7 protein-coding genes are annotated in these 13669 nt (G+C 45.7%); 3 read left to right on the top strand and 4 right to left on the bottom strand.

The features are described 5' to 3' along the window. Positions 1-3 precede the first annotated feature (3 nt). From gyrA to SP90_RS08965, 4 genes are all read right to left on the bottom strand, one after another. On the bottom strand, positions 4-2442 hold the full coding sequence (gene gyrA, locus SP90_RS08980) for a DNA gyrase subunit A (RefSeq protein WP_066854732.1): 2439 nt from the start codon (positions 2440-2442) through the stop codon (positions 4-6). A gap of 9 nt (positions 2443-2451) precedes the next feature. Continuing rightward, a complete protein-coding gene (gyrB, locus tag SP90_RS08975) occupies positions 2452-4848 on the bottom strand; it encodes a DNA topoisomerase (ATP-hydrolyzing) subunit B (protein WP_066854731.1) in 2397 nt (798 codons plus the stop codon). Further along, positions 4848-6002 carry a DNA polymerase III subunit beta gene (gene dnaN / locus SP90_RS08970; RefSeq protein WP_066854728.1) on the bottom strand — a complete coding sequence of 385 codons (1155 nt, stop codon included), beginning with the start codon at positions 6000-6002 and terminating at the stop codon, positions 4848-4850. The genes gyrB and dnaN overlap by 1 nt, the downstream gene beginning before the upstream one ends. 136 nt (positions 6003-6138) lie before the next feature. Then, entirely contained in the window at positions 6139-7485 is a 1347-nt protein-coding gene (locus tag SP90_RS08965) for a helix-turn-helix domain-containing protein (RefSeq protein WP_066854726.1), read from the bottom strand. A 691-nt stretch (positions 7486-8176) separates the two neighbouring features. Here SP90_RS08965 and SP90_RS08960 point away from each other — a divergent pair. The 3 genes from SP90_RS08960 (at position 8177) to SP90_RS08950 (ending at position 13606) form a co-directional block, all read left to right on the top strand. Next, a complete protein-coding gene (locus tag SP90_RS08960; RefSeq protein ID WP_066854724.1) occupies positions 8177-9094 on the top strand; it encodes a pseudouridine synthase family protein in 918 nt (305 codons plus the stop codon). Positions 9095-9266: 172 nt separating this feature from the next. After that, a complete protein-coding gene (locus SP90_RS08955) occupies positions 9267-10529 on the top strand; it encodes a metallophosphoesterase family protein (RefSeq protein ID WP_066854722.1) in 1263 nt (420 codons plus the stop codon). Then, positions 10529-13606 carry an AAA family ATPase gene (locus SP90_RS08950; RefSeq protein ID WP_066854720.1) on the top strand — a complete coding sequence of 1026 codons (3078 nt, stop codon included), beginning with the start codon at positions 10529-10531 and terminating at the stop codon, positions 13604-13606. The genes SP90_RS08955 and SP90_RS08950 overlap by 1 nt, the downstream gene beginning before the upstream one ends. Positions 13607-13669: the final 63 nt, after the last annotated feature.

Here is a 13669-nt window from a genome sequence, read left to right as displayed (position 1 = left end):
TCGCTATTCCTGATCGTCCTGCTGTTGTTCAACAACACGGTCAAAGCCCACAACATGTCCGCCCTTGTCCATATTAACAAGACGAACACCCTGTGTTGCACGACCTACAGAACGAATCTCTTTCACTTCCATGCGGATAACTTTGTTATCAGAAGTAAGGAGAATAAGTTCGTCATCCATAAGTACCGGAATTGCGCCAAGTACTTTACCGGTTTTCGGTGTTACCTTGAAGTTGATAATACCTTTACCGCCACGGGACTGCGTACGGTAGAGATCAATCTTGGTGCGCTTACCGTAGCCATTTTCTGCCACAGTCATGATTTCGCAATCAGTATCCTGACGCAAGGTAACGCAAGCAACAACCTTATCTTCGCCCTTCAGAGCAATACCTTTTACGCCGGTTGCGGAACGTCCCATTGAACGCACATCAGAGCATGAGAAGCGGATTGCGATACCGGATGCTGTAGTAAGAACAATCTGGCAATTATCATCCACTTCACGAACCATGATCAGCTCGTCACTCTCTTTAAGTCCTACAGCAATGATGCCGGTACGACGGCTCTTTTTGTAGAGCTCTGCGCTGGAACGCTTCACCATGCCGTTCTTGGTAGCAAAGAGGAAGTAACGGTCTTCTTCAAAGTTACGCACACACAATACTGTTGTAATCCACTCGTTATTTTCAAGCGGCAACAGGTTAGCAATATGCACACCTTTCGCAGTACGGGAACCTTCTGCAACCTGATGAACTTTCATCTGGAACATACGTCCCTTGTTACTGAAGAGAAGCAGGTGCTGATGGTTGGACGTTGTCAGGAAGTCCTGAACAAAATCTCCATCACTGGTATGCAGACCAGCTACGCCTTTGCCGCCACGACGCTGCGCACGGTATACCTCAAGGGTAGTGCGCTTAATGTATCCTCTGCGGGAAAGGGTAATAACTACATCATCATCCGGAATGAGATCTTCAATTTCGATACCGTCAAGTTCGTCGATCTCAATAGCGGTGCGACGCGGAGTAGCATATTTTTCATTGATATACTCAAGCTCTTCACGAATTACACCACGAAGTACATTACGATCTTCGAGAATAGAGGTGAGGTATGCGATAAGCTTGATAAGCTCATTGTATTCTTCAAGAAGCTTTTCGTGCTCAAGGTTGGTCAGACGCTGGAGGCGCATATCAAGAATGGCCTGTGCCTGAACATCTGAAAGCTCGAAACGATCTTTCAGAGACGCTTTTGCATCCTGTGCAGTCTTGGAAGCACGGATAATCTTAACCACTTCGTCAATGTTATCCAGCGCAATCCGCAGACCTTCGAGGATGTGCGCACGTGCTTCCGCTTTACGCAGATCGTAACGGGTACGACGGATAATAACTTCGCGACGGTGATCAAGGAAGTGAAGTAACGCAGTACGTAAGTTCAAAAGCTGCGGCTTGTTATTAACAACTGCCAGCATGTTGATGCCGAAGGAAGTTTCCAACGGTGTAAACTTGTACAGGGAGTTGATAACAATCTCAGGAATAGTTCCGCGCTTCAAATCGATAACTATGCGAATACCTTTTCGATCAGATTCGTCACGAAGGTCGGTAATTCCCTCAATCTTGCGATCGTTGACAAGTGAAGCAATCTTTTCAACCAGAGAAGATTTGTTAAGCGCATAAGGAATCTCTCTGACAACTATCGACTGAAGGCCTTTTTTACGCTCTTCTACCTCAAGTTTACCACGTACTTTTACAGTACCGCGACCGGTATTGTACGCATCAACAAGCCCTTTACCTGCGTAGCAGAAGCCACCAGTAGGGAAGTCCGGCCCTTTTACGTGCTCCATAAGCTCGGAAACAGCAGCATCGCGGTTTTCAAGCAGAACCAGCAGGGCACCGATAAGTTCACCAAGGTTATGCGGCGGAATGTTGGTAGCCATACCAACCGCAATACCGGAAGTACCGTTAAGCAGTAAGTTAGGAACTTTTGTCGGCAGAACAGAAGGTTCGAGAAGAGTGTTATCGTAGTTCGGACGGAACTCGACAGTTTCCTTCTCAATATCGTTCAGAAACTCACCAGCAAGGCGGGACATACGGGATTCGGTGTAACGCATAGCCGCTGCTGCGTCGCCGTCAATGGAACCGAAGTTACCCTGACCATCAACAAGCGGATCACGCATAGCAAATGGCTGCGCCATACGTACCAATGCATCGTACACAGCAGAGTCACCATGCGGGTGGTACTTACCGATTACGTCACCGACAATACGGGCGGATTTTTTATGTCCACGGCTGAATGAGTTACCCAATTCATGCTGGGCATACATAATACGTCTATGTACCGGCTTAAGGCCGTCACGGGCATCCGGAATAGCACGGCCGACAATAACACTGAGGGAGTACTCAAGATATGCCTTCTTAAGCTCCTCTTCGATAGTAATTTGCGGTTCTAGTGACACGTACCTCTCCTAAATATCCAGTTCCTGCACATTAAGCGCATTTCGTTCAATAAATTCACGGCGTGGCTCTACACGGTCACCCATGAGCTTTTCAAAGGTTTCGCTGGCTTCTTCCGCATCATCAACTGTAACCTGCAAGAACACACGGTTTTCCGGGTTCATGGTCGTTTCCCACAGCTGTTCAGGGTTCATCTCACCAAGACCTTTGTAACGCTGTACGTTCAAGCCCTTACGAGCTTCCTGCATAACAGCTTCCACCAGTTCGAGAACATCATCCACTTCAACCACATTGTCTTTGCGGCGTACGGTGAAGTTCAAGCCACCGCACATGCTGCGCAGATCATCAAAGGCAATGTACGGTACTTTGTACATCTTGGAGTTAAAAAACTCTGTGCCGATGCGGGTACGGTGTCCGTTAATGTCTTCGAATACAAGGAAGGTACGGGAGCCGATTTCGTCTTCTTCTTTCTCTGTTGTTACAGAGTAACCACGTTCCTGAAGCAGTTCACCAAGACCATTGGTGTTCTCTTCTTCAAAGTTTTCAGGGAAAAGACGTTTGTCGTAATCAAGCAGCGTACGGAAAAGATCTTCTTTAACTCCTACATTGCCGACCTCGCGCATTTTTCCATTAATGGAGCGCACAGTACTCAAAAGTCCTTTAAGGTCGTCTCCGGCGAACTCAACGCCATTATCGCCCACAATTGTAAGCTCCTTGGCAACTCGTTCGAGGAGGAAGGTTGTAAGCTCGTCATCATCTTTGATGAAACGCTCAAAACGGGATGCGTGAGCACGGTACAACGGAGGCTGCGCAATATACAGATGACCGCGACTGATGAGCTCAGGATACTGACGGAAGAAGAAGGTGAGCAGCAAAGTACGGATATGCGCACCGTCAACGTCCGCATCCGTCATAATGATGATCTTATGGTAACGGAGCTTATCGTAATCAGTATCTTCTTCACCAATACCGGCACCCATAGCCGTGATCATGGCTTTAATTTCTTTGTTCGCGAGCATCTTGTCGAAACGTGTTTTCTCAACGTTCAAGATTTTACCGCGAAGAGGCAGAATAGCCTGCGAGTTAGGGTCACGACCCTGTTTCGCAGAACCACCCGCAGAGTCACCTTCCACTATGTAGAGTTCGGACTCTTCCGGCTTTTTAGACTGGCAGTCAGCAAGTTTACCCGGCAATGAGTTATCACCAAGAGCACCTTTGCGGCGCACAAGGTCTTTTGCCTTACGTGCTGCATCACGAGCACGGGCTGCATCAACAGCCTTTTCAATAATCGTGCGTGCATCTTTCGGGTTTTCTTCAAAATAGGTCATCAGCTGTTCATACACCAAACCGGAAACAATACCGGCAACTTCACTGTTACCAAGCTTTGTTTTTGTCTGACCTTCGAACTGAGGCTGAGGAATCTTTGCACTGATTACGCCAGTAAGACCTTCACGAACATCATCACCGGAAAGCTTTACTTTGTATTTCCGCGGCAAATCTGCTGCCTGAATGTAGGCGTTGATTGCACGAGTAAGCGCAGTTTTGAAGCCCTGAAGGTGGGTACCACCTTCTTTGGTGCGAATGTTGTTACAAAACGTAAGCAGATTTTCTTTGTAGCTCGCATTATACTGCAAAGCATATTCTACAAAGATATGCTCATGCTGCCCGGTGCCGTTACCGCTACCATAAATGATCGCGTGCATGCCGCCTTCACCGGAGTTCATATCTTTAACAAACTGCTTAATGCCGCCTTCTGCCTTAAATACAGAAGAGTCACCTGAGCGCTCGTCAATAAATTCGATTTCAAGACCGGAGTTAAGGTACGCCAGTTCTTCAAAACGCTTTTTCAGTGTTTCAAAAACAAACTGGTTGGTCTCAAAGATTTCTTCGTCAGGACGGAAACGTACGGTTGTACCGCGACGTCTTGAATCACCGATAGTATCAACACCGGTTACAGGAACACCGCGCTCGTAACGCTGCTTGTAACGGGTACCTTCTCTGTCGATGGTTACTTCAAGGTATTCAGACAGCGCGTTAACACAGGAAACACCAACCCCGTGCAGACCACCGGACACCTTATAGGTATCGCTGTCGAACTTACCGCCAGCGTGCAGAACAGTCATAACAACTTCTACAGCAGGACGTTTTTCTTTCGGGTGAATATCTACCGGAATACCACGGCCGTTATCCTGAACAGTTACACTGTTATCGAGGTGGATTTTTACGGTGATCTTGTCACAAAATCCTGCCATGGCTTCATCAATGGAGTTATCAATAACTTCATAGACAAGGTGATGCAGACCGCGAACGTCCGTGCTGCCGATGTACATAGCCGGACGTTTACGAACCGCGGAAAGCCCTTCAAGAATTTGAATACTATCCGCGGTATATTGACTCTTACTGGTCATTAAACTTCTTCCTCACTGTAGTAAGTCTCTTCTACAATCTTCATTGGCATAATAATAACAGTGTACTCAGGGTCGTCTCCACCACGTAATCCGCAAGGGCCTTCAGTACCGGTAAGGATGAAAGTTAACTTTTCAGACTGATAGTGGTTGAGAATTTCGATCAGGTTACGTGTCGGGAATGCAATCTTTTCGATGTCACCAGAGAACTCAGCATCAACATATTCTTTCGCGATGCCAACTTCCTGTCCCTGAGATGCAAGCTCTACTTCGTTGCCGTTAAAGGTAAAGTAGGTGCAGCGGTTATTGTCTGTGTTGAAGATCAGAAGACGATCAAGTGCATCGATCATAAGTTTACGATCAACAGAAAGCTTGGTGACATCATCAGAACCCAGACGAGACAGGAAAGAATTGTAATCAGGGTACTGGTAGTAGGACAAAGGAATTGTGAATATTTCTCGTTTATCACCAGTACGGAAGAAGAGACGTTTATTATCAATGTTCAGCTCGATCTCATCACCACCGAGCCACTTCTTAAGTTCGTTCAGGTATTTCTTTTGAAGAAGAATGCCATCTTCAGGAAGAAGCGCGTGCAGTTCATCGTTAAGGAAACGTTGCATAGAGAACTGGTGACCGTTAAGGCCGCATGCTTCTATGTACTGATCTTCCATTGGCTTGAAGGAAAGACATGCAATAGCTTCCATTGTGTCTTCATCAGAAATACAAAAAGAAATTTTATCGATCACTTCCTGAAGGAAATCACCTGACCAGTAAACTGAGTTAGCTTCAGGGAAGTCAGAGAAGTTCTGGAACCATGTGGCTTCGTTTACTGGAAGTTTGTAACGCTTTCTGCCCTGCTCAATGAGAAGGTTCTTACCTTCCTCTTCAAGACGAAGTGTAATTTCGCCTGCAGGCATCTTTTTAACCAGATCTACAAATGCTCTGCCTTGAACACCTGCAAGTCCTTCTTCCGTTACTTCTGCTGTATAGTTACCGCTGAATTCAATGTTTGAATCAGTGGAGAGAATCTGCAGCATGTTGCCTTCTGCTTTTAACCAGATGGAACGCAAGTAGGCCGCACCTGTCTTTGCAGGGATGATATTCGCAGCTTTCAGGAGACCGTCAATGACGTCTTCTTTAAATACTTTTAAATACATATGATCTCCTTAGTAGTTGTTGTAGGGGCTGTTACTATGTTGATAAGTGAGTTAACTGATTGAATTTGCATAACTATATTGTGTCACTAAAAATTACCCGTTAGTAACCGGGTGCGCATAACTGAAGGCGTATTATTTACTTCGTGGCTGTTAAGCACTTTTCCTTCAGCTCGTTTATTAAAAGTTTCGTATCTTTGTTCTTAACTATAAAATTCTTAATCTTATTAACTGCATAGATCACAGTGGAATGGTCTTTTCCGCCAAATATTCTTCCTAGAGCAGGGTACGACGAGCCAAGCAGGGTACGGGTCAGATACATGGCTATCTGTCTTGCCAATACAATCTTCTGGTGTCGTTTTTCGCTCAACAAATCTTTTGGCTGCAGCATGTAATGTTCAGCTACAACATTAATGATTATGTCGGACGTAAGCGGAGTCGATTTGGTTTTATCTGTGTGTTCTATGATCTGGTTAAATTCATATTCTGACACTTCTGTCTGCATCAGCTCTTTAAATGCTGCCAACTTAAGCAGGACACCTTGCAAAAGTCTGAAATCTTCAAAGCGCTGGCATAAAAGAATAATCTGATCATTTGTCAGTTTTATCTGGTTTTCTTTGAGCTGGTTTGTCGCATACTTAATTCTGATATCCATGTCCTGCGGCTTTAGCTGCGCCATTAATCCCCACTCCAGTCGGGAGCGTAAGTTCGGCAACAGGAAGTCATGAGTCGTCAACCCGCCTGTGCAGCAGAAAACCATCTGCTTGTTGTTGTCATGGAATGCATCAAAAAGCGCTATCAGCTCTTCCTGCAGAATAGGAAAATCTTCCAGTCGTTGTAGGTCATCCAGTAAAAAGAAATCCTTTTGGACAATTTGCTTACGCATTTCAAAGCGGGCACCGGGGCTACCGTCCTGATATAACGCAGCAAGATCTTCAATGTTGCCTAAGAATAATGCACTTTCGTCGCGCTGTTTCAATATTTGATGTGCAATAGCCCGTAACAGATGGGTTTTTCCGCTTCCTGAAGGGCCAGCAATAACCAGCGGGTTATACTTTGGTGGAATTTCCGCTTTAGCTACCTCTTTGGCACTGGCAACGGGAAAGACGTTCTTTGCGTTGTGTAAAAACGTATCAAACGTGAATTGGCTGCCAACTGCCACCTTACTGACAGATGGAGCTGTTTTTTCCTGAGCGGGGGAAACACACGGTGTTGCAGGTGTATTTGAGGCAGAAACAGGAGCAGGTTCGCTGAGTGGAGTGCTATACAACACAACTACTTCAGGGCTTATGTAGTCTCGTACGGCCTGTTCCAGAGCAGTTTTTCCATGTGCAGTAAACCATGTGCCGAAAAAGGCGTGAGGAAAGGCTACAGACACACTTTTTTCAAGGTCACCATAGTCTATCGTGAGTGGGTCGAACCAGCTGCGTAATTCCTTTTCCGGATACTGCTGTTCGAGAAAATTTCTCAGCCCGTTTTTCAGCAAAATAAATCTACTACTTCCAGTTGGTTATTAATAAAATTTGTCGCCATATTTCTTGTACATAAAATCAGGCGACGTAACCTTAGTTATATATCAAAAAACAAAGGGTAAGCCAAGCAACAGCCGTTCTGCGCCTGTTTTTTTTCACAACATGAGCCTAAGGTTATCTTTTTGCACTTTAACGCATTCTAAGGGCGTTCTGTGCGAAATCGACCGAATGACAATAAAAAATCATAAAAATAATACATGCCGTGAGTGTGTGTAGTCTGTTTTGACAATGGCCCTCAGCGAACTTGCAGCGATGAGGGCTTTTTTTCGTGCCCTTAATTTCTATGTCAGGAGATGGCCATTTTCTTGGTGGTATGCAAATTTTGTACGCACTCATTTTTATTTTTTGGCCTTCCTTACAATCTTAGGAACAAGTTATGTACAAAAAGAAATGTTCATAACTTGTTGTTTGATTTCTCTTCGTAAAAAGTGAGATAGCTACGTTACGAACATTTTCCACTGTTTCAAGTTAGGAACATTCTGTTGATAACACTTCCGGTGTAGCCAATTGAATTTGGTTGCAGTACAACTGCGGGATACAAGATTTTGAATAGATGTGTGAGGTGACCGGAAATTGACAGGCTTCTTTGCGAAAAAGGGGCAGTTCTTGTGATTATACCGGTCACGGCAGCAGAAAGGGACGGAAATGGGACAGGTTGAGTTTGTTACAGTAACGCCGGAAGAAGCCGGACAGAAGGTTTTGCAGTTTTTGCAGCGCAGAGTTGATAAGGATGTACCCAAGAGTGCAATCATGCGCTGGATACGCACCGGACAGGTGCGGGTGAATAAAGGACGGGTGAAGCCCTTTGTCCGCCTTGAGCAGGATGATGTTGTGCGTATCCCTCCATATACTGTTGATACAGAAGGTGCTTCTGAGAAGCAGTCCGGCATTCAGTCAGTCATGCAAAAGATTGAACTGGATATTGTGGGAGAAGCTGACGGGTTGCTTGTTCTGAACAAGCCTGCAGGTCTGCCGGTTCAACCCGGTACAGGGCACACAGATGCTGTAACAACGAGATTAAAACAAAAATATGCAGATGCACCTTTCTGCCCTACTCCTGCTCACAGGCTGGATAAAAATACTTCGGGGTTACTGCTTGTTGCGACAAGTTATACCCGCCTGCAGGAGTTGCATGACCTTTTTCGAAACGAACATGCCATAGGTAAGCATTATCTGGCATGGGTTGAAGGGCGCTGGGAACACTCAGAAGAAGTGGAACTGCATGACCTGCTGAGTAAGCAATCTCAAAGGGACGGCAAAGAACGCGTAGAAACTGGTGAAGGAAAGGAATCGCTTTGTTTGGTCACGTCGTTGCTGAGAACGAACAAGAAATCGCTGTTGCATATTTCATTGCAAACAGGTCGCACACATCAGATTCGTGTTCAGCTTTCCAGCCGAGGTCATCCAATTGTTGGTGATATCAAGTACAACGGTTCCCTTAATCCACAAGGAATGCTGCTGCACGCATGGCGCGTTGTGTTGCCTGCTGAAAAATTTATTTGCCTTCCAACATGGAAGCGCCCTTTTGATGTGGACCAGCAGCTTCTGACCAACGTCTACTAGGGTAAAAATATAGGGTAAGTATTTTTTCCCTGTGCTTACCGAGTTATTACTGTGACGGCCTGAACGCCGTATGAGAAAATAAAAACCGTGCTGATCTTGCAGACAGGTGTTTTAGATATTTCCAAGTCACCGAGGCATTCTGCCGCAGATCAGAAAAGGCTATGCGTAATCCATGAAACCGACATTTTCTTTTATCCACGCAGCTGACTTGCATTTGGATGCAGCTTTTAAAGGAGTTGCTCATGTTTCTTCGCAGGTGGCTGGAGTATTGCGCTCCGCTACCTTTGAAGCTCTCGAACGTTTGACGCAACTTGCTTGCAAGGAACGTCCTCTATTTGTTGTGCTGGCTGGTGATATTTACAATCAGGAAGACCAGAGCCTTAAGGCACGTTTTGCTTTACTGGATGCCTGCAAGCGTATGGATGAAGCAGGCGTACGAGTCTTTATTGTTCATGGTAACCATGATCCGTTAGTAGAGAGCGAGAAGTCGTTTAGCTTTCCTGAAAATGTTCATATTTTTGGAACCGAAGGTGTTGAACAGGTTCGCGTTGAGAACAGCGACGGGGAGCTAGTTGCAGTCGTGCACGGCATAAGCCACGGAAAGCACAATGAACGCAGGAAATTAGCCAGACAGTATAAGCGTACTGAAGACGATGTGTTTCAGATTGCTTTGCTGCATTGTACTGTGGATTCCGTTGCTGCTTCGGAACAGTATGCTCCGGCAAGTGTGGGTGATTTTGCAAAATCCGGTATCGATTATTGGGCACTCGGGCATATTCATGAGCAACAGATCGTCAGCAAGGAGCCGTTTGCAGCATATTCCGGCAATATTCAAGGACTGCATATTAATGAGCAGGGTGAGCGTGGATGCCTGTTTGTTACTGTAGAAGATGGTCAGTCAACAATACGCTCGCATACACTTGGAACAGTCCAGTGGAAGATTATTCCAGTAGATATTTCAGCAATTGAGCAACTTGATATGCTTGAGGATGCAGTTGAGAACTATCTTGACGGAGTTGTGCAGACGCTGCCGGAAAGCTGTAAGGGCGTTATTGTCCGTCTGGTACTGAAAGGACGCAGTGTGCTTGATGGAGAATTACGTAAAAATGGTGCTGTACAGGAATTTACTGAACGTATTCGTGAAGGACAAATGCAGAATTCTCCTTTTGTATGGCTGAAAGATATTGAGCTGGCATGTAAGCCGGATGTTGATATTAAGGCGATGCGCAGCCGCCCTGACCTGCTTGGGGAGGCGCTTACTGTTGCCGAATCCTTAACAGGAGAAAACGGAGTTGAAGAACTTCGTGAATCTGTAAGTGAGTTATACGGCTCCCCTGCTGTCAAAAGAAACTTAACCATCCTTACTGATGTAGAGCTTGAGCAGCTTGCAGCTGAAGCACAATACTTGTGCATAGATTTATTGGAGGCAGAGTAATGAAGATTACGGACCTTCATATTCATGGTTTCGGCATCTTTGCTGAGCAGGAGCTTTCTGGCTTTTCTTCCGGCGTTAACGTTTTTCTAGGCAATAATGAGGCTGGTAAATCAACTTGTCTGGCTTTTTTGCGGTACATGTTGTTCGGGTTGCCGCGAAAAGGGAAAACGATTTCTCACCACGAACCATTACGTGGCGGTAATCATGCAGGTGTACTGGGACTTGATACCCATAAGTTTGGTGCACTGCGTCTTGAGCGATCCTTTAAGCCTAAGCGAATAGCCATTTCTGACGCGCAAGGCGGGCAGATGGATGAATCTGCATTACAGGCATTGCTCGGTAATGTTTCGCGAGATCTCTATACCAATGTGTATGGCTTTTCCCTAACAGAATTACAGAGCAAGGACGCCCTGACAGGTGATGCTGTTCGAAATGCCTTGTATGGAACCGTTCATGGCGGCGGTGCTTCCTATACTGATGTAATGAAGCATCTTGCTGCAAAGCGGGAGGCTTTGTTCAAGAAAAAAGGGACGAAGCAGCCTCTTAATCAACATTTGAAATCTATTGAGCAGCTTCGCAAAGACTTGCTTGCGGGTGAAGACAGTGTTTCTGCTTATTTGACCGTCTCGCAACAGATTACTGAGCTTGAGGACAATATTGCAGAATGTGCTTCAGTGCTGCGCAGGCTGGGAATTGAAGCTGGAACAGTGAAGGCTGATATGCGGCTGTGGGCTACTTTTACCGCATATAAAGAGAAACAGGTTGCTTTGGAAGCTGTAAAACCGCTTGTGGAATTTCCGCAGGATGGGCTGGTTCGGTTTGATAACCTCCAAAGAAGCTATAGAGAAAAGCGTGATCAGCTTACTCAGCTGCTTGGAACCATTGAAGCTGCAACCCGAGATATTGAAGCAAAACAAGCACAGATTAATACTGAACTGATTGTCCGGCAGGATGTGGTACGGGCATTAAGTGAAGAAAAAGCTGTTATGACAGGGAAAAAACGCGAGCTTGAACAACGCAAGCTTGAAGAAAAAGCCTTGAATCATAGCTTTCAAGAAGTGCTGGAGCAGCTTGGGGCTGGCTGGCATGCGGAAAAAATACAAGCTTTCGATATTTCGGATAATACCCGACGTGAAGTCGCAGAGTTTGAAGAACAGGCTGAGAAAGCCAGACACGATGTTGCGCTGGTGCAAAATGAAAAATCACGCCTTTCCGGCATGCTTGATGATGCTCAACGTGCAGTTGAGCAACGTGCCAATGAGCTTGAACAGAATGCAGATCTTAATCGATTTGCGAATTTGAAAGACGCATCGGCTGAAGAGCAACTAGATCTGCAACAGACCAAAGATATTTTGCGTAGTGTACGTTCCCGATTGCCGTTGGTTCTTACACAACAAGCTACAACCAATAGTACAACGCTACTACTTACAGTCCTGTTGGGTCTCATTGGTGTTGTGGTGGCTGCTGCACCGAGTTTTGCTCCGGTTCCGAGCTATTTACTGTACGCAGGTGTATGTATGACTGTGGCTGCAGCCATAGTTTACGTCGTGGGCACAAGACAGCAGAAAAAGAAGCAACAAGAGGCTCAAAATAACCTTCTTGAAATAATGGCTGCTGCACCATTGATCTTTCCACAACCGGAAGTGACTGATGAATGTCTTGCGCAAGCAGAAGATGCATTTGAAGATTTGCAGCGTGGTTTAGTGGCGTTGGAGGCATGGCAGGATAAACTGCATACAGCTGAAAAGTACCACGAAGATATTCAGGAACAGTTTGCAAAAGCTTCTCGTAATGAAGGTATTGCACAGGATAAGCTGGCAGCTATTTATTCAAAAAGTACACAATGGCTGGAAGCTCATGGACTTTCTTCTACCCTGCGAATTCAACATATTCCAGAAACGTTACAGCTTATTAAAGAAACTAAAGCTATGCTGCATCAACGTTCGGATGTTCAAGCGAGAATAGAAGCTGCAGAACAGATTTTACACGCATTTGCAGATCAACAGGATGCCGTGTGTAAGGCGGCTGGTGTTGAACCGGAACTTGCCTTTGATAACACGATAAAACGTGACGCAACGCAGGACAAGTTGCTACGCATTTTAACAGAATCGCAGCAGCTTCAGACGAGCATTGAGAGTCTTACTGAAATTTGGCAGAAAGATATTGTTTCAGCAAAATCTCTGAAAATATCGAAAGAAACTTTGGAAAACGATATAAAAGCTCTTTTTTTTGAAGCGAATGTAGCGGATGAAGAGTCTTATCGAGCCAGACATGCTCTGTATGCTCAGCAGCAGGAACTGGTTTCTGAATTTTCTGCACTGAAAGCTTCTCTCACAGCAGCCAGCGAAAACGGAGATATTACTTCTCTGGCTGCTCGCATAGGTCAGCAAAGTGAGCAGGAACTTGCAGTGAAAGCTGCTGAATTAGCAGCTGCCATTGAAGAAAAAGAACAAGAGCAGGAGGCGCTGCGCCAGAGCCTTATTCAGGCTAAGGTCGAGCAGGAAAAACTTGTTTCAACTGAAGAGCAGACCATCCAGCGTACTCAACAGGAAGCACTGAAAGAAGAAGCTACTATGCTTGCTAAGGAGTGGGCACGTTATAAAATTGCAGAGCATATGCTGTCCCGTGCCCGTGAGCGTTTTGAACGGGAACAGCAGCCTGAAGTTGTTAAGCAGGCAGGTGCTTTCTTCAAGACTATTACAAAGGGTGCGTACAGTGGTGTATTCAAGCCGCTGGGTGAAGAAAATGTGTTTGCCTTGGCTGAAGACGGTACGCGTCGTGAACCGGAGGAACTGAGTCGCGGAACAGCGGAGCAACTCTACTTATCGTTGCGTCTTGGGCACATTTTGAGCCATTCAGGGCAGAATGAGCCGCTTCCGGTTATTATGGATGATATTATGGTGAACTTTGATCCGGCAAGGGCAGCGAATACTGCTGCAACCATTGCTGAACTAGCTGCCCATAATCAGGTATTTTTATTTACCTGCCACCCGCAGACTGTGAAGCTTATGGAAAAATATATTCACGATGTCGGGGTGTATACCGTTACCAACGGTGTGCTTGAAGCAGGCGCATGATAACTTGGCATATGTTCACAACGAAGGCTGATTGCATTACGCAATCAGCCTTTTTTATTGAAT

The sequence above is a fragment of the Halodesulfovibrio spirochaetisodalis genome (assembly GCF_001672295.1).
Taxonomy (GTDB): domain Bacteria; phylum Desulfobacterota; class Desulfovibrionia; order Desulfovibrionales; family Desulfovibrionaceae; genus Halodesulfovibrio; species Halodesulfovibrio spirochaetisodalis.
Note: the sequence above shows the minus strand (reverse complement) of the source record. Positions and strands in the feature narration are given on the sequence as shown.